At 59.9% G+C, this 23,647-nt stretch carries 21 protein-coding genes; 2 read left to right on the plus strand and 19 right to left on the minus strand.

Annotation, left to right across the window (positions count from 1 at the left end; genetic code table 11):
* Positions 1-134 precede the first annotated feature (134 nt).
* The 8 genes from RYA97_RS17115 to RYA97_RS17150 form a co-directional block, all read right to left on the minus strand.
* A complete protein-coding gene (locus tag RYA97_RS17115; RefSeq protein WP_117140211.1) occupies positions 135-1,490 on the minus strand; it encodes an LLM class flavin-dependent oxidoreductase in 1,356 nt (451 codons plus the stop codon).
* Complete coding sequence (locus tag RYA97_RS17120; protein WP_005778609.1) at positions 1,490-2,695, minus strand: SfnB family sulfur acquisition oxidoreductase; 1,206 nt, start codon at positions 2,693-2,695, stop codon at positions 1,490-1,492. The genes RYA97_RS17115 and RYA97_RS17120 overlap by 1 nt, the downstream gene beginning before the upstream one ends.
* Before the next feature lie 25 nt (positions 2,696-2,720).
* The gene (locus RYA97_RS17125; RefSeq protein WP_004654156.1) at positions 2,721-3,893 is read right to left on the minus strand and encodes an SfnB family sulfur acquisition oxidoreductase; all 1,173 of its coding nucleotides are present in this window, start codon (positions 3,891-3,893) and stop codon (positions 2,721-2,723) included.
* A 533-nt stretch (positions 3,894-4,426) separates the two neighbouring features.
* Complete coding sequence (locus RYA97_RS17130) at positions 4,427-5,155, minus strand: hypothetical protein (RefSeq protein WP_005778612.1); 729 nt, start codon at positions 5,153-5,155, stop codon at positions 4,427-4,429.
* A gap of 574 nt (positions 5,156-5,729) precedes the next feature.
* A complete protein-coding gene (gene tcyN, locus RYA97_RS17135; RefSeq protein WP_005743147.1) occupies positions 5,730-6,473 on the minus strand; it encodes an L-cystine ABC transporter ATP-binding protein TcyN in 744 nt (247 codons plus the stop codon).
* 3 nt (positions 6,474-6,476) lie between these two features.
* Positions 6,477-7,145 (minus strand): cystine ABC transporter permease, encoded by a 669-nt coding sequence (tcyL, locus tag RYA97_RS17140; RefSeq protein ID WP_002551604.1) that lies wholly within the window; start codon positions 7,143-7,145, stop codon positions 6,477-6,479.
* A complete protein-coding gene (tcyJ, locus tag RYA97_RS17145) occupies positions 7,142-7,939 on the minus strand; it encodes a cystine ABC transporter substrate-binding protein (RefSeq protein ID WP_005778615.1) in 798 nt (265 codons plus the stop codon). The genes tcyL and tcyJ overlap by 4 nt, the downstream gene beginning before the upstream one ends.
* Before the next feature lie 218 nt (positions 7,940-8,157).
* Positions 8,158-9,156, minus strand: a complete 999-nt coding sequence (locus tag RYA97_RS17150; RefSeq protein WP_002551606.1) for a D-cysteine desulfhydrase — start codon at positions 9,154-9,156, stop codon at positions 8,158-8,160.
* Positions 9,157-9,353: 197 nt separating this feature from the next.
* Between RYA97_RS17150 and epsC the strand changes: the two genes are divergently transcribed.
* Positions 9,354-10,307 carry a serine O-acetyltransferase EpsC gene (epsC, locus tag RYA97_RS17155; RefSeq protein ID WP_005752448.1) on the plus strand — a complete coding sequence of 318 codons (954 nt, stop codon included), beginning with the start codon at positions 9,354-9,356 and terminating at the stop codon, positions 10,305-10,307.
* A 13-nt stretch (positions 10,308-10,320) separates the two neighbouring features.
* Here epsC and RYA97_RS17160 read toward each other — a convergent pair whose 3' ends face one another.
* The 6 genes from RYA97_RS17160 to hutC form a co-directional block, all read right to left on the minus strand.
* Positions 10,321-11,028, minus strand: a complete 708-nt coding sequence (locus tag RYA97_RS17160) for an anti-sigma factor domain-containing protein (RefSeq protein ID WP_005778623.1) — start codon at positions 11,026-11,028, stop codon at positions 10,321-10,323.
* Entirely contained in the window at positions 11,025-11,591 is a 567-nt protein-coding gene (locus RYA97_RS17165; protein ID WP_002551609.1) for a sigma-70 family RNA polymerase sigma factor, read from the minus strand. The genes RYA97_RS17160 and RYA97_RS17165 overlap by 4 nt, the downstream gene beginning before the upstream one ends.
* Before the next feature lie 103 nt (positions 11,592-11,694).
* On the minus strand, positions 11,695-12,228 hold the full coding sequence (locus RYA97_RS17170; RefSeq protein WP_005730965.1) for a DUF3455 domain-containing protein: 534 nt from the start codon (positions 12,226-12,228) through the stop codon (positions 11,695-11,697).
* A gap of 105 nt (positions 12,229-12,333) precedes the next feature.
* Entirely contained in the window at positions 12,334-13,509 is a 1,176-nt protein-coding gene (gene nhaA / locus RYA97_RS17175; RefSeq protein WP_005778628.1) for a Na+/H+ antiporter NhaA, read from the minus strand.
* Positions 13,510-13,560: 51 nt separating this feature from the next.
* Positions 13,561-14,157 carry a HutD family protein gene (locus tag RYA97_RS17180; protein WP_002551612.1) on the minus strand — a complete coding sequence of 199 codons (597 nt, stop codon included), beginning with the start codon at positions 14,155-14,157 and terminating at the stop codon, positions 13,561-13,563.
* Positions 14,154-14,864 (minus strand): histidine utilization repressor, encoded by a 711-nt coding sequence (gene hutC / locus RYA97_RS17185; RefSeq protein WP_162181467.1) that lies wholly within the window; start codon positions 14,862-14,864, stop codon positions 14,154-14,156. The genes RYA97_RS17180 and hutC overlap by 4 nt, the downstream gene beginning before the upstream one ends.
* A gap of 202 nt (positions 14,865-15,066) precedes the next feature.
* Between hutC and RYA97_RS17190 the strand changes: the two genes are divergently transcribed.
* Positions 15,067-16,431: a formimidoylglutamate deiminase gene (locus tag RYA97_RS17190; RefSeq protein WP_117140794.1), complete on the plus strand. Its 1,365-nt coding sequence runs from the start codon at positions 15,067-15,069 to the stop codon at positions 16,429-16,431.
* Between the two features lie 628 nt (positions 16,432-17,059).
* On the opposite strand, the gene RYA97_RS17195 is transcribed toward RYA97_RS17190, so the two are convergent.
* From RYA97_RS17195 to RYA97_RS17215, 5 genes are all read right to left on the minus strand, one after another.
* Positions 17,060-17,638, minus strand: coding sequence for a lipocalin family protein (locus RYA97_RS17195; protein ID WP_016982755.1), 579 nt, complete (start codon positions 17,636-17,638; stop codon positions 17,060-17,062).
* Positions 17,639-17,641: 3 nt separating this feature from the next.
* Positions 17,642-17,896, minus strand: coding sequence for an outer membrane protein assembly factor BamE (gene bamE, locus RYA97_RS17200; RefSeq protein ID WP_002551616.1), 255 nt, complete (start codon positions 17,894-17,896; stop codon positions 17,642-17,644).
* A 240-nt stretch (positions 17,897-18,136) separates the two neighbouring features.
* Positions 18,137-19,147 carry a class 1 fructose-bisphosphatase gene (locus RYA97_RS17205; protein ID WP_004666507.1) on the minus strand — a complete coding sequence of 337 codons (1,011 nt, stop codon included), beginning with the start codon at positions 19,145-19,147 and terminating at the stop codon, positions 18,137-18,139.
* 134 nt (positions 19,148-19,281) lie between these two features.
* Complete coding sequence (locus RYA97_RS17210; protein WP_162882945.1) at positions 19,282-20,631, minus strand: DUF3999 domain-containing protein; 1,350 nt, start codon at positions 20,629-20,631, stop codon at positions 19,282-19,284.
* A gap of 26 nt (positions 20,632-20,657) precedes the next feature.
* Positions 20,658-23,471: a DUF2339 domain-containing protein gene (locus tag RYA97_RS17215; RefSeq protein ID WP_316892748.1), complete on the minus strand. Its 2,814-nt coding sequence runs from the start codon at positions 23,469-23,471 to the stop codon at positions 20,658-20,660.
* Positions 23,472-23,647: the final 176 nt, after the last annotated feature.

The following is a 23,647-nucleotide window of genomic DNA, read 5'->3' on the forward strand; positions in this document are numbered from 1 at the left end:
CGAGCATGGGTACGAGAGTTACAAGACTCTCGTTCCTCACGCTCCAGCGTGGGAATGCATGTCGTGACGCTCTGCGTCACAAGGGACGCGGAGCGTCCTGAACGGCGTGCCAACGCGGAGCATTGGTACGATAATCAAGCTCTGAAGCCCGCTCCCGCGTGCCGTTCCGGCAATCGATCCGTACCTTCCGGAAACAGTTTTTTGCGCAGGCTGCCGTCTTCGTAAGCGGTCTTGTAGGACCCGCGGCGTTGCAACTCCGGGATCACCAGATCGATGAAGTCCTCGTAACTCTCTGGCGTGACGATGCGGGTCAGGTTGAAACCGTCCAGGCCGGTTTCTGCAATCCACGATTCCAGCTCATCAGCGACCTGTTCAGGCGAGCCGACCAGGGTGATATAACGGCCGCCCAGCGCGTGCTGATCGAGCAGTTTCTGGCGGGTCCAGTCGTTGTTTTTCAGGTTTCTGGTCGCGGACTGAATGGCGTTGCTCTTCACGTACTGAATGGGTTCGTCCAGTTCGTACTCTGCAAAGTCGATACCGGTCGACGCCGCAAAGTGCGCCACGCCTGCTTCGGCGCTGGCATGGTGGCGGTACTCGGCGTGTTTCTCCCGAGCCAGCGCCTCGGTCGCGGCGACAATGACGTTAAGGCCCATGAACACCTTGATGTCCTCCGGGTTGCGCCCGGTCTTCACTGCGCTGGCGCGCACCTTGTCTACCTGTTCGCGGGTCGCGGTCTTGTTCTGGCCGCTGATGAACACGCATTCTGCGTTTTGCCCGGCAAATTGCAGGCCGCGCTCCGAACTGCCGGCCTGAAACAGCACTGGCGTGCGTTGCGGTGACGGCTCGCACAGGTGGTAGCCCTCGACCTGATAGAACTCGCCCTGGTGCCGTACCTTGTGCACCTTGCCCGGCTGGGCATAGACGCGCTGCTCGCGGTCATTGATGACGGCATCGTCTTCCCAGCTGCCTTCCCAGAGCTTGTAGAGCACCTCCAGGTATTCATCGGCCTGATCGTAACGGCGGTCGTGCTCGTTCTGCTCGGTGAGACCCATCGCCCGCGCCGCGCTGTCGAGGTAGCCGGTCACGATGTTCCAGCCCACCCGGCCACGGCTCAGATGATCGAGCGTCGACATGCGCCTGGCGAACAGATAGGGCGCGTCGTAGGTCAGGTTGGCCGTCAGGCCAAAGCCCAGGTGTCTGGTCACGCCAGCCATTGCCGAAACCAGCAGCAGCGGGTCGTTGACCGGTAACTGGATGGCTTCCTTGAGGGTGACGTCCACCGAGTTTTGATAGACGTCGTACACGCCCACGATGTCGGCGATGAACAAACCGTCAAACAGACCACGTTCCAGCAGTTTCGCCAGCTCGGTCCAGTATTCCAAGCTGTTGAATTGCGTTGAGGTATCACGCGGATGCGTCCACAGACCATGATTGATATGGCCGATGCAGTTCATGTTGAACGCGTTGAGGAGGATCTTTTTACGCGCCATCAGATCGTCCCCCGCAACGGAGGGTTGGTGTCGTTGAGGTAGTAATTGCCGATGGCGTGAAACTTCCAGCGCACCGGATCGTGCAGCGTATGAACGCGCGCATTGCGCCAGTGGCGATCCAGGCCGTGTTCAGCCAGTGTCGATTGACTGCCAGCCAGTTCGAACAACGTGCAGCCGGCCGCCAGGGAAATCTCTGTGCTGATGGCGCGGGCTTCGGCAACGGCTATCGAGGCGGCGGCCACGGTTTCGGCATTGCTGTCTGCCTGGGCAACGTCGAGAAACTCCCCGGCGCGCTCGAGCAGTGCTTCGGCGGCGTGCAGGCGAATACCGAGTTTGCCGAAGCTGTGCAGCGTCAGTGGGTCGTCCACGGCCTTTTCGATACCCGAGTCGATCCACGGCCGGGTGCGCGTCTGCACGAAGGTCAGGGCGTCCTCAAAGGCTGCGCGGGCGATGCCGGTGTCGATCGCGGCATGAAGAATCTGCGCAAGCGGCCCGACCGTAGTGGGGCGCTGGAAAGCGCTCTGGAACGGCACGACGTCGTTGGCGCGGACGTACACGTTGTCGAACAGCACCGAGCCGCTGCCCGTGGTGCGCTGCCCGAAACCGCTCCAGTCGTCGATGACGGTCAGGCCCTCGCTGTCATGCGCTACGAAAACCAGTTGCTGCACACCCTCGTCGTCGATCACCGAGGTGGGAATACGTTTCGCGTACAGCGCGCCGGTCGCGTAGAACTTGCGGCCATTGATGCGATAACCGTCGCCGTCACGGGTCAGGCGAGTGGTGCGGTCATGTGCCGTTTTGGTCCCCAGTTCGGCCAGCGCGTTGCCGAACCGCACGCCAGCCAGCGCCTCGGCATACAGTTGCGCCTGTTGCTGCGGGTTGCCGTTCACGCGCAGCACTTCGAGGGCATAGAAATGGTTTTGCGGAATCTGGCCCAGCGAGCCATCGGCTTCGGAAATCAGCTGTATCACCTTGGCCAGCGTAACGTTTGAAACACCCGCGCCGCCAAAGGCCTTCGGGACACTGATGCCCCACAGACCGGACTGACTGAACAGGTCGAGTTCTGCATGAGGCAGACGACGCTCGCGGTCGCGTTGTGCGCTGTCGGTCTTGAAGTGCAGGGCCAGTTCGCGGGCTGTTTGCAGAGCCTGAGCGTCACTGGTAATCAGCGCTGCGTTGTCGCGCGCCTGAAGGTTGGAACTCATCAAAGGTGTTCTCCAGTGGTCTGGTTCAGATCCAGGAATGGCGAGCAGGCAGGGTGCCGTTCAAATGCCAGGTGCCGACTGCGTGGTATTTCCAGCGCACCGGGTCGTGGAGGGTATGGACGCGTGCGTTACGCCAGTGGCGGTCGAGATTGAACTCGGCCAGGGTCGCGCGGCTGCCCGCCAGTTCGAACAGCTTTTCGCTGGCCAACAAGGAGATTTCGGTGGTCAGCACCTTGGCACGCGCCACGGCAATGGAAGCGCGCGCTGCCGAGTGCTCGTCTATGGGCGCAGCGTTGATTTCGTCGAGTTCCTGACCCGCCTTGCGCAGTAACGCTTCGGCGGCGTGCAGCTCAAGTTTCAGCTTGCCGATGTCGGCAATCACGTAGAGATCGTCGCTGGCACGCTCGACGTTGGCGTCGATCCACGGACGGGATTTCTCGCGAACGAACGCAATCGCATCATCAATTGCACCGCGAGCAATGCCCGCGTCTATCGCAGCCTGGATCAACTGCGATACCGCACCCTGAATATTGGGCGTCAGGGCCAGACGCCAGTTGTCGACCACCTGCCCGGCGTCGACCGCAACATTGTCGAGCAGCACGGTACCGCTTGCGGTGGTGCGCTGGCCAAAGCCCGACCAGTCATCGACGATGCGCAGCCCCGGTGTACCACGTTTGACGAAGGCCATGATCTGCCGGCCCTGATCATCCAGCGCCTTGACCGCGACCCAATGCGCAAACAACGCGCCGGTGGAATAGAATTTTTGTCCGGTGATGGTCAGGCGGTCGCCATTGGCGGTGATCCGTGCCTTGAGTTCCAGCGTGTTTTTGGTGCCACGCTCCGGCCCGGCGTTGCCGATGCGCCAGCCGTCCAGCACGCTCTGAAACAGTGTTTTTTTCTGCTGCTCGGTGGCGCTGCCCTGCAGCAGGTGCAGGATGCCAAACTGATTTTGCGGAATTTGTCCCAATGCAGGGTCGGCCGCAGAAATAATCCTGAACACCTCGGCCACCGTGACGAACGATACTTGCGGCCCGCCGTACGCGCGCGGGATGGATATGCTGCCCAGTCCGCTACGGGTGAATTGTTCGATTTCAGCCCACGGCAAAGCGCGTTGCCGGTCGCGGTTTGCAGCGTTGATCCTGGCTGCCGCTGCCAGTTCATGAGCGGCTGCAATGGCCTCGGCGTCGTTTTGCAACACCTTGGCCGCAAGCAGTCGGGGAGCTACGTCAGGCTCTTGTGAAGCCTCGACGTGGTGGGCTGCTACCGCCGTCGGATCAGACTCGCGTCGCTCACCGTCAGTAGGTACAGCCCTGGGTTTATCCACAGGGGTAGTTGTGAAAGGGACCATCGGAACCTCGTAGCAGTAGACCGCATCAAGTGCGGCTGGAAAACATCACGATGTCCGGTGGTCCGGTATATATACCCTAAGCGTGTATAAAATTTTTTAAAACGTGCTTTTTGGAATAAGCATAGACAGTAATTGTCAGTCGTCTGCGTCCGTTCAGCGCCTCAACCGACGTCACCCCACGTGCCAGACCGAGGTGCAGAATCAAATGCGAAATGAACACCGCTGACGCCTGCGCGATTTCGCCGTTTATTGCATGCGCGGCATAGGTTTAAAAAGTAGCGGACATAAGTTACCAATGTTTATTTTATTGATGACTGCTATTACCGCGCCGGCTATTTTGCAGGTGATTTTTTCAGGAGCCTCGATTATTCGATTCGTCGTATTCAATCAGTGTAATGGCCCAGTGGCTGAACCCGTATTACCCGTGGCGGAGCCCAGAGCGAGTTGTTACCCACTCGGTCTATAACACAGTAAGTCACTTCCAGTTGTTGTTCCTCTCCGCCTTCCAGTATCAGCGCGGGCGGCACGACCAGATCGACAGGCTCACCGACGTCTTCGGCAACAAGCGGCGGCAGGTCCATACGCAAATCGCCCCAGCGCACAGTGATCTCGTCGTGGACAGCCATGTTCAGGTACGGCTCGACGGTCATCGGTAAACCGCCTTCCAGGTGCCTGCGCGACAGTCCTCGACGTATTACCGATGGCACAACATACAGGGGTGCCAGCCCCTGGTTTTCTTCCGTGTTGGTGCTGACCAATTGCCCGCCTGGTGCGTTCAGCTTCACCCATAGCTTGCGGCAGGGCGAGGTTATGGGCAAACCGCCTATTTTCATGACCCGGTAGTAAGTTCTTGCTTTGCCGTTCTGTAGAAAGCTTTCCGGCACGCGTAGGACAACGGGTTTGCCGACGTCAGATGCCTTCAATATTTTTGACGCGACGTAACAGCCGTCCCAGAACAGTTCGATCAGGTCTCCCTCGTCCATGCTGTCATAGGGGGCCACATGAACAAGCAGTTGAGAGGCACCTCTCACGCCTATGCCATGTCGGCTGGCCAGCGGTATGGAAGGGGCTGACAGGCCCAGAGGGGTCGGTTTGCAAATGATTTGGCTCATGTACGGGTGCTCCTGATAATCAATAGTTTAAGTAACGATTCGTCATAAATTGTCATGTTTAAGTAATAAGAGGTGCGCTTAAGGCGGTGGGATAAGTACCTTAAATATCCAACTTATGGCAAACATTACAAATGGTATGAAAAGAGGGCTTGAAACTTTAGTGTCTCACTAACTGAGTGGTGTGTATGAGCTAATGGGCTTTGCAGGCACTTGTCAATATGTGGGTGGCGTTTGCTAGTGTTTTACTTGAAAACCGGAGACTTCCTACACGGTTTATTTGGAACTGTTTACTTCGCGATAAACAACCGTCCTACCACAAAGTACCAATAGCAACAGGCAGTAACCGACGGAGGAGGGCTCAGAAGAGGGTGTTCGGCAAGGGGCGTGTGTCTCAGGCCAGCCGACTACGAATCAGGTATGAGAGCTGACGTAGGCCGATTTTATTATTTCGATGATTTTTCGGAAAATTACGCGGGAATTGAGCAAGGATCTTGAACGATTAACGCCTTCTGAAATGTAAGAAAAAAGCAGCGCCGTTGATGGACGCTGCTTTTTTGGGGACCTACCGGCATGATCAGTGACGAGTGCGCTCAAGAAACTGCCGTGTGCGCTCTTCCTTAGGGTCGGCGAACAGTGCTTTGGCTTCGCCTTGCTCCACGATCACCCCCTTGTCGATGAAGATCACCCGGTTGGCGACCTCCCGTGCAAAGCTCATCTCGTGGGTGACGATCACCATCGTGCGCTTTTCTTCGGCCAGGGCGCGAATAGTGGTCAGCACCTCGCCAACCAGTTCCGGGTCCAGTGCCGAGGTTGGCTCGTCGAACAGAATCACTTGCGGCTCCATCGCCAGCGCCCGTGCAATCGCCACGCGCTGCTGCTGCCCGCCCGAGAGACGACGCGGGTAGGCGTCTTCCTTGCCGGTCAGACCGACCTTGGCGAGCAGTTTCCTGCCCAGCGCCTCGGCGGCTTCCCGCGCGACCTTCTTGACCACTACCGGGCCTTCAATGACGTTTTCCAGCGCTGTGCGATGCGGAAACAGATTGAAGTTCTGAAACACGAACCCTACCTGCTGGCGCAACTGGCGAATCAACCCCTGTTGCTGGTTCATGGAACGTGTTCCATCGATCTCGATGTCGCCCACCTTGATCCTGCCGCTATCTGGTGTCTCCAGCAGGTTCAGGCAGCGCAGCAGGGTGGTCTTGCCCGAGCCACTGGGACCGATGATGGCGACGACTTCCCCGGCTTCGATACGCAGATCGATGCCCTTGAGCACCTGATTGCCCTTGAATTTCTTGGTGAGTTTTTCAACGACTATCATGCGTCAGGTCTCCAGATCATGCCGGTTGACCCTGGCTTCCAGCTTGTTTTGCAGGTGCGAGAGCGCCGTGGCAAGGATCCAGTAGATCAGTGCGGCGGCCAGGTACATGGTGAAAATTTCAAAGGTGCGTGCGGTGATCAACTGCGCCTGGCGGAACAGCTCCGGCACCTGAATGGTGGCGGCCAGCGCGGTGTCCTTGACCAGCGAAATGAAGCTGTTGCCCAGCGGCGGCAAGGCCGTGCGTGCTGCTTGCGGCAGTATGGCCCGGCGCATGGTCTGCCAGCGGGTCATGCCGATGCTTGCGGCAGCCTCCCACTGACCGCGTTCCACAGAGCTGATGGCCGCACGCAGAATTTCACAAGCATAAGCGGCCATGTTCAACGAAAAGCCGATCAGTGCCGCGCTCAGGGGTTCAAGCTGGATACCCAGTTCCGGCAGGCCGTAATAAATCACGAACAGCTGAACCAGCAAGGGCGTACCGCGAAAGAACGACACGTAGATGCGTGCAATCCAGTTCACCAGTTTGAGGCGCGACAGGCGCATCAATGCCAGGCCGAAGCCCAGCAGCAACCCGAAAAACATCCCGCCCAGGCTGAGGAAGACGGTGTAATACGCGCCCTTGAGCAGAAAGGGCGCGGAGTCCAGCGCGAGCTGAAGGCTCTCTTCGATCATTTGGTGACGTCAGCGTTGAAGTATTTCTTCGACAGTTTTTCCAGAGTGCCGTCGGCGCGCAGTTTGTCGATCGCCTTGTCGATAGCTGCCTGCAACTCGGGTTCGCCTTTGCGCAGGGCAATGCCGGACTCCTGACGGGAAAACGCGTCACCTGCGGGCACCAGTTTGTTTTTGGTCTTGGTGGCCATTTCCAGAGCTGCCAGACGGTCAACGAGAATCGCGTCGATACGGCCTACACTCAGGTCCTGAATTTTGCTCGGGTCATCGTCATAGGTTTTGACGATTGCGCCCGGGACGTTTTCCTTCAACCATTGTTCGTAGTTGGTGCCCAGCCCCACGCCAACCTTCTTGCCGGTCAGGTCCTTGGCTGTCTTGATGGTGTCTGCGTTCTTCTTCAGAACCAGCGCCTGAATGCCGGATACGGTGTAGGGCTCAGAGAAATCGTACTTCTTCTTGCGCTCCTCGGAGATGGTCACCTGATTGATCACCACATCCAGACGCTTGGAATCCAGAGCGGCCAGAATGCCGTCCCATTTCGATGGCTGGATCTTGGCTTTCACGCCCAGTTCCTTGGCCAGCGCTTCGGAAAACTCGACTTCGAAGCCGGTGAGCTTGCCGTTTTCATCGACGAAGCTGAACGGCGGGTAAGTGCCTTCCAGGCCTACATTGAGCGTACCGCTATCCTTGATTTTCTGCAGTTGCTCGCCAGCCATGGCTTGCCCGGCGATACCGGTACCGAGCATCAAGCCCAGTGCCGAGAAAAGAAACGTGCGACGAATAGCGGAAATGTTCATGCGAGCCCCTTGTTGGTATGGAAGTGTCTGGCCTTTTTCTGACCCGACTCAAGCAACTTCGTGCTGATTATTCAGCTTTTTTCAGGCAGTTACGTCAGGTGTTCCGTCAGTGTTGTTGTCTGCCGGGCGCGACTATATAGCCATCTGCTTATGAGGAAAAATAACAAAAAAAGTTATTTTTCCTATCAAAAGGCATAAAAGCTGCGCCGGCTGAAAAGTTACTGATCAAACGCATCCGGGTAGGCAAACAGCGCCGGAGCACCGCCAGTGTGTAGAAAGATCAGCGGGCCGTCGTTGAAGCGTTGACGGCCAATGCCATCCAGCAAGCCGGACATGGCCTTGCCGGTATAAACCGGGTCCAGCAACAGCCCTTCATGGCTGGCCACCAGCTTGATCGCTGCCAGCGTACCGGCGTTCGGCTCTCCATAACGCGGAGCGAAATATTCGTCCCACAGTTCAACCTTGAAGTGCTCTGGCAGGGCGATATCCAGTAATTCTGCCGTACGCTCGGCCAAGCCCTGCACTTTGGGCAGTTGTGCTTCTTCACTGCGCGAAACAGTCACGCCGATAACCGGCAATTGCGGCAACTCGTGAGCCAGCGCCAACGCCAGGCCGCTGTGGGTGCCCGCGCTGCCGGAGGCCAGAACAACCGCCGCAAAGTCGATGCCGGTCTGCTTGATCTGCTCAGCCAGTTCCAGCCCGGCGCGAACATAACCCAGCGCACCGACCGGGCTTGAGCCACCGATGGGTACCAGATAAGGCTTCTTGCCGCTGGAGCGCAGACGCGCAGCCAGCGCGTGCAGTTGTTCGTCGGCGTTGTCGAGGTTTTCGACCAGCTCGACCTTGGCATCGAACAGCTCCAGCAGCAGGCGATTGCCGTTTTTCAGGTAACTCGGGTCTTCAGTGCCGATGGGGTTTTCCAGCAGCGCCACGCAGCCAAGGCCCAGACGCGCCGCCAGGGCAGCGGTCTGGCGAACATGGTTGGACTGGATAGCGCCCGCAGTGATCAGCGTGTCGGCACCTTGGGCCAGCGCGTCTGCGGCGAGGTATTCAAGTTTGCGAACCTTGTTGCCGCCCAGCGCCAGGGTGGTGGTGTCATCACGCTTGATGTAGATATCGCGATCTGCCCAGATCGACAGGCGCTCAAGCTTTTCCAGAGCCGTCGGCGCGCTGATCAAGTCCAGGCGATTGAAACGGGCAAGCTGATTTTTGATCATGGTGGTCGGTAAGCCGTGTAGAGAGTCACCGGACTATAGGCAGACGTTTCCCGCACGGCAACTTATCTGTGCTCACTGCTCTGTTGGCGTATTCCTACAGAAATTGTTGTTTTTTTCGTCTGAATGTTTGCCGTAGAGTGGCAACAGCAGCGGCCAGCACTGTCGGTCGCCACCCTTCACATCAAGGAGAGTCAAGCGTGAGCGATATTCCAGAAGCATCCGCCGACGGCAGTTCCAGCCACTGGCAGTTGCAGCGGATCGTCAGCCAGTTGCGCGGCGCGCGTGAAGACTGGCGGGCGCGCAACCGTCGGGTAAGCGGCGAGCACGGCGGGCGCGAACTGCCTTCGCGTGCAGCCATGGGCGAAATTCTTGAAGCGCTGAGCGGGGCGTTGTTCCCGATGCGGCTTGGCCCGGTGGACCTGCGTGAAGAAAGCGAAGATTTTTACGTGGGGCATACGCTGGATGTGGCACTCAATGCGCTGCTGGCCCAGGCCCGCCTGGAGCTGCGCTACGTCGCCCATCAGCAGGGCGGTGACCTGAAGAGCATCGATGCGCGAGCGCTCGAGCTGATTCAGGGTTTCGCCATTGCCCTGCCGGGTATTCGTCTGTTACTGGACACTGACGTGCTGGCCGCCTACCACGGCGACCCGGCCGCACGCAGCGTCGATGAAGTGCTGCTGTGCTACCCCGGCATTCTGGCGGTGATCCACCATCGTCTGGCGCACCATTTGTATCGCGCCGGTTTGCCATTGCTGGCGCGCATCAGCTCGGAGATCGCCCATTCGGCGACCGGTATCGATATTCATCCGGGCGCGCAGATCGGCCCGAGCTTCTTTATCGACCATGGAACAGGCGTGGTAATTGGCGAAACCGCGATCATCGGCGAGCGGGTGCGGATCTATCAGGCCGTGACCCTGGGCGCCAAGCGCTTCCCGTCGGACGAGGACGGCCAGTTGCAGAAAGGCCATGCACGGCATCCAATCGTTGAAGACGACGTGGTGATCTACGCGGGTGCGACTATTCTGGGGCGCATCACCATTGGCAAGGGTTCGACCATCGGCGGCAATGTCTGGCTGACGCGCAGCGTACCGGCGGGCTGCAACCTGACCCAGGCCAATTTGCTGCAACAGGATGATTGCAGCAAGAAGTGAGATCGCTCCGTTATCAGATCACCTTCACCGCCCGGCCGATGAACTGGATCGGCCCGGTAGGCTTGCCTATTGGCGAACCGGTGGATTTCTCCAGGGTCAGTTCGAACAGCTGATTGGGTTGCAGTGGCGGCAGTTTGTCCAGCGGAACATGCAGGCTCTGACCCGGCTTGACCAGCCCGAGTGAGACCGGGCCTTGCCAGTCGTCACCCTTGGTCCAGAACTCCAGCGCCTTGTCGTTCGGAACCTCGAACACGCCAAGCGGAATAAGCTGGATTTCCTGCGAGTTGCTGGCTTGCACAACCCAGCCGGGAGCCTTGTCCTGCGGCCCGACCAGTACCACGAGGTAGGACGGTTGCGCCGGCGCGCGGGTCAGCAACGTCATGCCCAGCACCAGCGACGCCGCTAATCCGGCACCCGCCAGCCCGCGCCAGACCGACAGGTTGTCCCACCAGCGCACTCGCTGTCTGTGCAGCGCTTTGGCGGGTGCTGCCAGCTCCAGCAAGTTACGTTCGATGCGATCCCACAGGCCGGGCGATGGCGTAACCGGTTCGGCCAACTCTGTCAGGGGCAGCAGGCGCTGTTCCCAGGCATCGATGGCCGCCTGCAGATCAGGCTCGTGGGGCAGGCGACGTTGTACGTCGAGCCTTTCCTGTGCCGACAGGGTGCCGAGCACATACTCGCCCGCCAGGTCATGAATGTTGTCGTCTAAAGGCCGGTTCATCCCATGCACTCCCGCAAAGCCGTCAGGCTGCGCTTGATCCAGGCTTTGACCGTACCCAATGGCGCGCCGATCTTCTGCGCGATTTCCTGATGCGAATAGCCGTCTACGTAAGCGTGAAAGATACAGTTTCGGCGTACCGGCTCGAGTTGCTCCATGCATGAAGTCATCCGTCCTGGATTGACCCGCCAATCGAAAGCATCCCCGGTTTCCTGCCAGCCTTCCAGGGTTGCCTGTTCGTGATGATCGTCGCTGCCGTCATCCTCGACACGTACCTCGCGCGCCGTGTTGCGCAGCGTATTCAGCGCAAGATGCCGGGTCACGCTGAATATCCAGCCACGCGCCGAACCGCGCGCCGCGTCGAAGCTGGCCGCGTGGCTCCAGATTTTCAGGAATGCGTCATGCACGATGTCTTCAGCCAGCGCCCGGTCACGCACCAGCCGCTGAGCGACGCCGAGCAGCCGCGCGCTTTCCTGTTGATAAAGACGCTGCAAGGCCTGCTTGTCACCGCGAGCGCAGGCCTGCAACGTTGCTTCGTAATCAAAGAGAGATTCGTGCGAGGACAAGATGATCCGCCATCGAAGGAAGACTACTGCCTCGCTGACATCACGAGGCTCCCGTGCAGCAGCATAGCCTACTGTTGCACGGTCACCTGATTAAGCGCATTGATCAGCTGGCGGTCCAGAACAGGTAATCGGCCTGATACTTGACCACTTCCTTCGCGCCCTTGTTGCTCTCTGCACAGGCTTTGGCCGGGGCTACGCCGCCTTTCAAGGCCACGCGCTGAATGTAAGTGACGCCCGTCATTGCGCCCTTGCCTTCAGCCGGGTTGGCCTTGACCAGTTGGTACGGCAGGTTGCCTGCGCTCGACGGGGCCACAGCAACCTGAGTACCGGTCAGTTTCGAGCCGTCTTTGGCTTCCCAAGTAGCCGGTGGGCCGTAGTAGGTGCCGACCTGTTTGCCGCTCTTGTCATTGAGCACGGCCTTGGGACCGACGAATGCCCACTCCATCTCGTTGGGCATGTTGGCTTTGGCGCGGCACTCGTAAGTGATCTCGCCAACCCCGGTGGTGGTCATGCTGACTTTGTTGCCGGCCGGTACCCGGACGCTTTCGGGCAGGTCAGTCTGAGCCATGGCAATGGATGACAGGCAAGTGAAAGCCAGGGTGCTACCAGCAAGGCAGAGCAAGCGTTTTGCGTTCATGCAGAAATCTCCAGATTGTTTAACCGCGCTCAGCAACTCGAAGTGGCTGCTGAATGTACTACCCGCGAGAAACCCATCCGGATGCACTGATTTGAAAATATTTTTTCAGTGCCGGCTGAAACGGCTGCGTAGCAGCAAAATACCGGCGATTGCCGCGAGGCCCGAGCCAATCAGCACACCGACTTTTACTTCATCGATCAGGTGCTGCGAACCAGGAAACGCCAGGTTGCCGATGAACAGGCTCATGGTAAAGCCGATGCCGCACAAAATAGCGACGCCGTACAACTGCACCCAATTGCTGCCTTCCGGCAATGTCGCCAGCCCGGCACGAATCGCCAGCACTGCGGCAAGGAACACACCGATCTGCTTGCCGACGAACAGGCCCAATGCGACACCCAGCGGCACCGGGTCGATCAGGTTTGCCAGGGTGATGCCGGAAAGCGATACACCCGCATTGGCAAAACCGAAGATCGGCACCACGGCGAACGCCACCCAGTAATGCATTTTTTCTTCAAGAAACAACAGCGGCGAGCGTGCTTCCTCCTCGGGCTTGCCCATCGGGATGCACAGCGCCAGCGCCACGCCGGCCAGCGTGGCGTGTACGCCCGATTGCAGGACGAAGAACCATAGCAGCGCGCCGAGCAGCAAATAGGGCAGCAGGCGGCGGACGTTCAGGCGGTTCAGCGCGATCAATACGGCGAGGGTTGCGAATGCGGCGGCCAGCATCGGCAGGTTCAGCCCCGAGCTGTAGAAAAACGCGATGATGGTCACAGCACCCAAGTCGTCGAGAATCGCCAGCGCGGCCAGAAAGACTTTCAGCGAGGTCGGCACCCGATTGCCCAGCAGCGACAGCACGCCGAGGGCGAAGGCGATGTCGGTGGCCGCTGGAATCGCCCAGCCGCTGAGGGTTTGCGGGTTGCCCCAGTTAATCGCGATGTAGATCAGCGCAGGCACCAGCATGCCGCCCGCCGCTGCAAAGCCGGGCAGGGCGCGTTGTCCCCAGGTTGCCAGGCCGCCGGCCAGCACTTCGCGTTTGATCTCCAGGCCGACCATCAGAAAAAAGATGGCCATCAGCCCGTCGTTGATCCACAGCTCCACCGACAGGCCCAGCCAGACGCTGTGCAGAATCGAGAAGTAGCTCGCTGAGAGAGGAGAGTTGGCGACGATAAGGGCGGCCAGCGCCGCCGCCATCAAGACGATGCCGCCTGCTGATTCGGAGGCGAGGAAACGGGTGAGGACGGCAACGCCTCTGGGCGTTTCCCGGTTGGAAACTTGAGTCATGGTCATCCTTGAGTGCAAGGCTATTTTTGTTATGAGGTGCCAGGAATGCGTCTACAGGCCCGTGGCGGTGAGTTCGATCAGGCAGCAACGACTGGCGCGAGGTGATTGCAGTTCGATTTCCAGCAAACCGCCAGAATTATCCACTTGAGCGCAATCAAGTTTACCGAGAATTTCCCACGGCTGGCCGTTCACGCTTATCGCTACTTGTTCGGCCATGCTGAACAGCACGAAGGTGCTGGCTGAACTGAACAGCCGTTGCGGATGACGCACGTCTATCCAGTGCAGGCGTGCCGTGTAACGATGAGGAGCATAGATCAGATTGAAGTCGCGAATCGGCCCGTCCAGCAGTGTGCAACTGACTTCGCTGTCGCCGCTGAACGCAAACGGGTCCGATGGCAGCAACGGGCGGCTGGACACACCGTCCACGTCCAGCGTCATGCCCGCGCCCTGCAAGACGGTGATGATGCGTTGATAACCGGCGAACACCGAGAAGCCGCCCGAGGTTTCAATGTCGGCGATCGACAGCCGCCAGCCGAAACCGTCGAGGTCCTGGCCTGCATCGCGAGCGATTTCTTCAGTGCTGCCACCGCCGTTTTTCCACGGCATGCGCGGGTAGTCGACGGCACGCAGGAGGCGAGTCTGGCTCATTTGGTAAAGCGTCCTTCCAGGCGATGGCGGGAGCCGGGGTGGATCAGGCGCGCAGCGGTGACGGGCTGGCGGCCTGACCAGGTACGGCGACGAATCAGCAGGCAGGGCTCTCCGGCATCGATCTGCAACAACGTGCATTCACCGGCTTCGGCGAGGATCGCCTCGACCACATGCTCGCCTTCGGTGAGCGGTGCAACCTGCGACAGATAGGCATAAGGCGTCTGTAGGGTGAAGTCCTGCCTGAGGTAGTCCGGGGCGACCTGGGCGTTGACGAAGCGGTCTTCGATCTGTACCGGAATGTCGTTCTCGTAGTGCACGATCAGTGAATGGAACACCCGCTGGCCTTCGCGCATGTCCAGCGCCAGCGCGCGCTCCGAGCCTGCGGCTTCTTCCTTTAGCACCATGACCTTGCAGGTATGGCGATGGCCGCGCGCGGCGATCTCGTCAGCAATGTTATGCACTTCGAACAGCGCCGACTGGCTTTTGGGTTCGGCGACAAAAGTGCCAACACCCTGCATGCGCACCAGCAAACCTTCAACGGTCAGCTCACGCAGGGCGCGGTTGATGGTCATGCGGCTGAAACCCAGTTGCGTCACCAGCTCGCTTTCCGACGGTACGCGATGGTGCGGCGGCCAGGTGCCATTCTGGATCTGCAGGGCGATCATGTGTTTGACGCGGGCGTACAAGGGTGCGGGACTTTCGCCCATCTGGGCTGCCAGGGAAGAAGAGGCGGGCGGAGTCGACACGTGTGAGTCCTTGTTTTCAAAATGACGTTTTGACGATGATTCAGACGCCTGAGAGCGCCACGCTAACCATTAACCTGCTGCTCGGCAAGCGTGCCGAAGGTTTACCGGTCGCTTAAACGTCTGTATATGTATATACAAATTACAGTGATGAGGTGTGAAGTCAATGTCAGCCTTCTTTGCCGAGCGCGCGTTACTCCCCGACGGCTGGGCCAACAATGTGCGTCTGGAGGTCAGCCAGGAAGGCGTTTTGACCCGCATCGAGGCCAATGCGGATCGGCAGGGTGCCGAAATCGTCAGTGGCCCGTTGCTGCCTGGCATGCCGAACCTGCACTCTCATGCGTTTCAGCGGGCGATGGCCGGGCTGGCGGAAGTGGCGGGCAACCCCAACGATAGTTTCTGGACCTGGCGCGACCTCATGTATCGCCTGGTAGGGCGCATCAGTCCGCAGCAACTGGGCGTTATCGCTCGCCAGCTGTACATCGAAATGCTCAAGGGCGGTTACACCTCGGTTGCCGAATTTCATTACGTGCATCAGGACCTGGATGGCAAACCCTATGCAGATCCTGCCGAACTGGCCGTGCAGATCAGTCAGGCGGCAAGTTCGGTCGGCATCGGCCTGACCCTGCTGCCGGTGCTTTACAGCCACTCGGGGTTTGGCGGGCAGGCACCCAACGAAGGGCAGCGGCGGTTTATCCACAGCACTGACAGCTATCTGGATTTGCAGGCTCGTCTACGCCCGCTTCTGGCGGCTCAGCCCACGCAGCAGTTGGGTCTGTGCTTCCACTCGCTGCGTGCGGTGACACCACAGCAGATCAGTGAAGTACTGGCGGCCAGCGACCAGCAGTGCCCTGTGCACATCCATATCGCCGAACAGCAGAAGGAAGTCGATGACTGCCTGAACTGGAGCGGTCGGCGTCCGCTGCAATTGCTGTATGAAAATGCCCCTGTGGATAACCGCTGGTGTCTGGTGCATGCGACCCACGCCGAGGCAGATGAGGTGCAACTGATGGCGCAAAGTGGCGCGGTGGCCGGGTTATGCCTGACCACCGAGGCCAATCTGGGCGACGGTATCTTTCCGGCGGTGGACTACATTGCTCAGGGTGGCCGGTGGGGAATTGGCTCGGACAGTCACGTTTCGCTCAGCGTGGTCGAGGAGTTGCGCTGGCTGGAGTACGGCCAGCGTCTACGCGATCAGCATCGTAACCGGCTGTATCGCAGTGATCAGCCGATGGTTGGCCGCACTTTGTACGACGCCGCGCTCGCGGGTGGCTCGCAGGCGTTGGGGCAGCAGGTTGGTACGCTGCAAGTGGGGCAACGCGCCGACTGGCTGGTGCTGGATGGCAACGACCCGTACATCGCCACGGCTTCGGGCGACGCCATCCTCAACCGCTGGCTGTTCGCCGGCAGCGACCGACAGATTCGCGACGTAGCCGTGAATGGACGCTGGGTAATACGCGAAGGCCGACATGCCGCAGAAGAGCAAAGCAACCGCGAGTTCGCGCAGGTATTGAGGGAATTGCTCGGCTGATGCAAGAGAGGACGCGGAGCGTCCAGAACGGCATGCCCACGCGGAGCATGGGCACGATAGTGTTCTTGCGGACGCTTGGCGTTCCTCACTTTCCAGCCACGACGCTTATCGTTCCTCACGCTCCAGCGTGGGAATGCCGTGGGTGACGCTCCGCGTCACAAATCTGCGCCGCGCCGCCCATCGAAAATCGGACGCAGAGCGTCCAGGACGGCATGCCCACGCAGAGCATGGGCACGATAGTGTTCTTGCGGACGCCTGGCGTTCCTCACTTTCCAGCCACGACGCTTATCGTTCCTCACGCTCCAGCGTGGGAATGCCGTGGGTGACGCTCCGCGTCACAAATCTGCGCCGCGCCGCCCATCGAAAATCGGACGCGGAGCGTCCAGAACGGCATGCCCACGCGGAGCATGGGCACGATAGTGTTCTTGCGGACGCTTGGCGTTCCTCACTTTTCAGCCACGACGCTTATCGTTCCTCACGCTCCAGCGTGGGAATGCCGTGGGTGACGCTCCGCGTCACAAATCTGCGCCGCGCCGCCCATCGAAAGTCGGACGCGGAGCGTCCAGAAAGGCATGCGACGCAGAGCGTCGCACGATGATCAAGCGTGAGCACAATAAGCGGAGTCCGCTTACTTCTCGCCCTTGCCGATCTTCGAATCATCTTCGCGCCAGATCAGGCGGGAGGTGTCGTAGCCTTGCTGACGAGCCTTGCTCAGCATGCTTTCCTTAACCGATGCAGACACTGTAGGCGTGCGCGACAGCAGCCACAGGTATTTGCGGTCCGGGTTGCCGACCACGGCGGTCCGGTAGCCTTCGCTGACGTCCAGAATCCAGTAGTCACCTTTGGCAACGCCCGGCAGCAGGCGTGAGAACCAGTTATCGAACACCACCCACAGCTTGTCGGTCTTGCCCGGCACTTGCGGCGAAGCGGTGCCCTTTGCTTCTTCCCACTTGCCCTCGATAGTGCGGCAGCGGTTGGTCACAGCGATGTTGCCGTCGTCCTTGAGCGCGTAAAGCGCCTCGGACTGGGCGCATTTGCGCTGGAAAAACATTGGCAGGCGGGCGATCTCGTACCAAGTGCCCTGATATTGCTTGAGGTCGACGCTGTCGACTGTCCTTGGCTCGAGGTTGTCAGCCGAGTGGGCAAAACCGATGGCCAGAAAGCTGGCCATGACAAAAATTCCGAAACGTACCAGTACCTTGATCATGTTTTATTTCAGACCCTGACCCGAGAACAGCACAACCTTGTCTGCCGCATACTGCACGCTGATAAAGGTGTTCTGGTCACCCCATGTGCAACTGGACATGCCCAGTGCGCCGGAGCATTCCGTCGGGCTGCCCAGCAAGGATTCGACCTGTGCCTTGGGCATGCCGGCTGAAATTTTCGAGTAGTTTTCCTGGGTGATCTTGCTGCAGGCAGCCAGAAATACGCAGAACGAGAGTAACGCGACAGTGCGCAAGGACATGGGTGTAGCTCCTGAACGGAAGGGGGTCGCGTCGCAGTGCAAGCGGAGGCAGGCTGGCGCAGTACCGCAAGCTTAGAAGAGAAAAAGGGAATCTGGTTCCCGGACGGCGCAAGGATTTATGCCGTAGATCAGATGGTTGGCCCGCAGGCCTGTGCCGAAACCAGCATTGAATGTTCGTTTGCCTGTCGCCAAGTGGTGATTCAGACGGGCCGAATCACCACTGGCGCACAGCAAGCCTTCTTACTCTTTGTGATACGCAGTAGCGCGCTCGACTTCTTCTTTCGAACCCAGGTACACCGCTACGCGCTGGTGCAGGCCTTCCGGCTGAATGTCGAGAATGCGCTGATGACCGTCGGTGGACGCGCCGCCAGCCTGCTCGACCAGGAAGGACATCGGGTTGGCTTCATACATCAGACGCAGTTTGCCCGGCTTGGAAGGCTCGCGGCTGTCGCGCGGGTACATGAACAGGCCGCCACGGGTGAGGATACGGTGCACGTCGGCAACCATCGCAGCGACCCAGCGCATGTTGTAGTTCTTTTTCAACGGGCCTTCTTCGCCGGCCAGCAACTCGTTCACGTAGCGCTGTACCGGGGCTTCCCAGTGGCGCTGGTTGGACATGTTGATCGCGAATTCCTGGGTGGACTCCGGGATTTTGATGTCTTCGTGAGTGAGCACGAAGCTGCCCATTTCACGGTCCAGGGTGAAGCCTTTGACGCCGTCGCCCAGGGTCAGCACCAGCATGGTCTGCGGGCCGTAGATGGCGTAACCGGCGGCGACCTGTTCGGTGCCCGGCTGCAGGAAGGCCTTTTCATTCAGCGCTTCGTTCTGGCTGAGGTATTCGTTCGGGCAACGCAGTACCGAAAAGATGGTGCCGACCGGAGCGTTGATGTCAATGTTCGACGAGCCGTCCAGCGGGTCGAAAACCAGCAGGTACGCGCCCTTCGGGTATTTGCCCGGGATCTGGTAGGCGTTGTCCATTTCTTCGGACGCCATGCCGGCCAGGTGACCGCCCCATTCGTTGGCCTCGAGCAGGATCTCGTTGGAGATCACATCGAGCTTTTTCTGCACTTCGCCCTGAACGTTTTCAGTGCCCATGCTGCCAAGTACGCCGCCCAGCGCGCCTTTGGAAACGGCGTGGCTGATTTCCTTGCATGCGCGCGCCACAACTTCGATCAGGAAGCGCAGATCGGCAGGGGTGTTGTTGCTGCGAGTCTGCTCAATCAAGTAACGACTTAGTGTAACGCGGGACATGGATAGCTCCGAAAATAGGGGGTATGAAAACCCGCGCAGTTTAACGCGAGTGGCGACGTAATACTGCTATCAGACTGGCTTATGACTGTTTCAGTTCAGATGTCGGGCAAAGCGCACCCGACAGCCTGTGTGTTTCAGCGTTTTGATGCGCGCAGCGTGCTGAACGCCATCCAGCCCAGAAACAGTACCCCGAGCAGCAGAACAGCCCAAAGCCCGAGGCGTTTGAAGTCCATGCTCTGCGGCACCGCTATCGGCGCAGCTGCCATGTTGGCAACAGATGCCGTAGCGGGTTCCGCTGTCCCGAGCGAGGCCAGTTTTTCCGGACTCAAGTCGGGGATCAGGGTGGCCAGCGACAGGTTCGCCGCCTTGACGTTCGGGTTGCCGATGGCCAGCGTAAAGGGCCCTTTACCGCGTGCCAGGAATACGATTTCCGTGGCAGGCACGGCCACGCTCAACTGCGGCGCTTCACTGCCCAGCCCGCCGCCGCGATCATCCACCACCAGTTTTAGCTGTTGAACGATGCGCCCGGACAATTGCAGCTGGTCCTGCAAGACATCGCTGTTGTTCTGCGATAACCGGTACAACAGGCCACTGCTGATCGGCTGCCAAGGCTGTTTCGCGTCCGTCCGACCGTAAAGCGTCGCCGGTGCGAGGCTGTTGGGCTGGGCGATGTCGACTTTGACGCGCCCTACCGGCAAGCCGCTCGGCAGTTGCCATACATATTCGTTGGGGCTTTCGACGACGCCCTTGACCGGTGGCGACCAGGTCAGCGGCGGGGTCGGGCTTTCAGTGCTGGCGCTGAGCAGGTGGGCGGAGATCAACAGGGGGGCGCTGTGCGGGGCGCGCCACAACAGACGCAGGTAGCGGGCGCTCTGGCCGGGCAGGCCGACTTCACGTTGCTCGATCACTTCGTCGGCAAATGACAACCGGGCAACCTGCCCTTCGCCCCAGTTGCGCCAGTGCTGCAGGTCATCGCTGGCTTCGATGCTGAAGTTCTGGAAACCTTCACGCTCGGTGCTCCAGTCGATCACCAGCTGCTCCAGTGGCGCCTTGATCGCGCTGGTGTCCAGCAACCAGCCGCGCAGCACTTCTTCACCAGCCTCGATATCGCTTTGCGGCTGGACCTCGATCACGCTGCCGTTGCTTGAGCGCTCGATACGGATGACCGGCGCGGCATCGCCTGCTTCCTGCGTGCTGTAAAGGGCAAACCATTTGACCGGGATTGGCGTGGGTTCCTGCTCGCGTGCAGGCTGTCGCGGCGTGATCGAATAAGCCTGCGGCTGGCCTTCGGCATTGAACACGCGCACATCACCCAGGTCGCCCTGCCGGGCATTCAACTGGACGGCAAGCGGTAACTCGATGCGATACCAAGGCCCGTTGCCGCTAAGGCTCAGTGGGGTCTGGCTGGCAAAGTCCGTTGGTTTGTCCTGGGCGACGGCAGTTATCGCCGTGCACAAGGCCAGGCCAAGCACGGCTATCTTCATGGCGGGATGACTCAAGAACGTTTTCCTCATAGCGTATCCGGCGCGACGGTCGGGCCTGGGCCGGGTTCTTCGCCGACCTTTCTGGCAGGGTGTTTCGGCGGCAATGGTGCGAAATATCCCACCACCAGTAGCAGAATGCCAACACCGATGAACGAGACGATGCGCTCCATGCCGCCACGGTTGCTCAGCTCGACGAAGAACAGCTTGATCACCACCACGCCGATCAATGCTGCGCCGCCCAGCCAGAGCTCGCGGTTGCTGCGCATATGACCGCCGATCATCAGGGCCAGTGCCATCAGCGTCCAGACTATCGATAACCCGGCCTGAACGCGCATCGACTCAAGCAGCGCCTCGGTGTGCCACGGCACTTGAGCCCAATGATGGGCCGTGCGCATGACCATTGCCGTGACGAGTGCAAACAGTGAAGCGCCTGCCGCCAGCAAGGCAGCATTGCGAGGGCGTGTGAGGTACTTGCGTATCCACAGGCATACCCCGGCCAGAGCCAGCAGCAGGCCGATTTCCATCGGGTTGAGCAGCGGGATATAGGGCAGCGGTTCCGCCGCACCGTCGCTGAACGTGTTCGCCAGCCAGAACCACGCTAGCATCAATGCCGCCAGTGGTGCCGCGGCCCCGACATGGTAGGCCTCGGGGCAAGCCTTCACCGGCCATGGCCACTGACGCTCTGAGCTCATCGCCAGCAGGAACAGGCTGGGCAGAATCGCCCAGCCCAGCCAGCGCCAGGCGTTGTAGGACTCGGACAGCTGCAACAGGCCGAAACGCAATTCCAGTGCCAGTACGCTGATGATCAACAGGCAGCCCACTGTGTGGGCGATGCGTTGGGCAAGGACGGATTGCAGGTCCGCCAAGTAACGCAGACTTAACAGGTGCACAGCGAATACTGCCAGCCAGGCCAGCCAGCCCAGATTGCCTGCCGGATTGTTTCGCAGGTCCATCGAGATCAGGAGTATTACAGCGCTGATTGGGGTCAGTGCGCTGCACAGCGCGGCGAGATCGGTCCAGCGCAAACGGATGGCGAGTGCGGCCCAGAGCGCCACGCTGAGCGCCACTGTGATCAGGAACGCGCAGGCCTGATACGGCGCTGAAGCTTGCAGGCCTGCCGCGCTGGCCAGCGAAACCAGCCACCAGAATGCGCCCCAGATGACCAGCAGTCTTCGGGCGGTGCGCTGATCGATGAGAGTCAGGGAGTTGAGGCGGAACACGTACCAGGCGCTGACCATTGCTGCGATGGCCAGGATCATCGGTGTCCAGTAATCATTGGCAAAGGCTTCCCGCGAGATGTCGGTGCCGCTGCTGATCAGAATCGCACTTGCGGCCAGCTGCAACACCAGGCCGAAAACCTGTGCCAGCTTGCGGTGCTGGCGCAGGCCCAGCCAGAAAACCGCTGCGCCTTCCACGGCCCACGCGCAGGTCGTCCATTGCGAACCGAGACCCAGCGGGATGGCCAGGGTGGCAAACACCACGCCCAGCGCCAGGCAGGTTTCCATCAACAAAACGGTTCGGCCGTTCGCACGTGCCGCCAGCCAGCGTGCGAGCCCCATGTAGATCAGGCCCAGCGCGAGCGCGCTGAACGCGGCACCGAACTCAAGGTGTTCGACCAGCGCGTATTGCAGGCCGAACCCGACGATTGGCGTGCCAAACAGCAGTGTGCCGTCGACGTAATCACCCTGACGTGCCGACCAGCGCAGCAGGGCTTCGCGACTGGCCTCCGCTGGCGCGTCAGTGAGTTCCAGCAGCTTGCGACGCGCATACAGCAGACCAATGGCCAGGTACATCACAAAGAACAGAATCAGAAAGGGCTCCGTGCTCCAGAACAGCTCTGGGGTGTAAGCCCGTATGCCCCAGGCAAAACCGATGCCGAACGTGCCGAAGAAGCCGATCAGGTTGAGAATGCGCCAGGCCTTGAACCAGGCGATGGCAATGATGCCCGCGTTGAGCAGGGCAAAGTAACTGAACAGCGAGATGTGGCTGCCTTGCCCGGTCGAAGCAAGCAGTGGTGCTGCGAATCCACCCAGCGCACCGGCGCAGGCCAGGGCCAGAGCATTCTGTGTCAGCGCCAGAATGGCCGAGAAAGCGGTGATTGCTACCAGCAGCACAAAGCCCGCTGCCGGATCGAGCAGGGTGTGCAATTTCATCGCCGCAAAGACGGTCAGGTACAGCACGCCTACGCCTGCGCCTTGCAACATCAGCGCGTAAGGACGGTTGCGCAAACGCAGCCACCAACCCAGACCGAGCAGGGCCAGCGCACTGGCGGCGACTGCGGCGTAGCGTGCTTCAATCGGTACGACCATGCCTTCGGTGGCGTAGCGCAACAGAAAGGCCAGCCCGAGAAACAGCACCACTACGCCCACGCGCAGTACCGTATTGCCGCCCAGCAGCCAGTCTTTTGCGCGATTGATGGCGCTGTCCAGCGGATTGGGCTGAGCGGCCTTTGAAGGCTGGTTGATATCGGGAGCGGGTTCGACAGGCCTTGCTGCCTGCGGCTCTTCGCCCGGCAAGTCCCAGATCAGCTCTGGGCCTTCAGTGGGTGTCTCGATAATGACCGCATCCACTGGGAGCGGTGCGGCGTCCTGCGCAGGTGGCACGCCGGGTGCGGACTGACGCTCGAGCGCGTTCAGGCGCTGTTGAACGGCGTCGAGGGATTGGCGGGTTGCGAGCAGTTGTTGCAGTTGGTCGGCAGATTGCCTGCCAAGCAGGCGCATGCGAATGCCTGCCCAGACGGCCCAGCCCATGACTGCGCCGATCAGCGCACCTGCCCACTCGTCATAGCTCAGCGCGTAGCCCGGCGCTGCACCGCCCACCACTAGACAAATCCAAAGCACGCGACGACATCCTTTTCGATGTGTGAAGGTTCATCGAGCGCAGTATATAGGGGCGGGCGGACATCGTTTGTAATGTTTTATGCAGTGCGAGGGTACGTTCAATAGCGCAGACACCTATCGTTCCTAACGCTCCAGCGTGGGAATGCCTTGGGTGACGCTCCGCGTCACAGATCTGC

This window comes from Pseudomonas syringae group sp. 26L6, from assembly GCF_032587815.1.
In the GTDB taxonomy this organism is placed as follows: Bacteria; Pseudomonadota; Gammaproteobacteria; order Pseudomonadales; family Pseudomonadaceae; genus Aquipseudomonas; species Aquipseudomonas amygdali.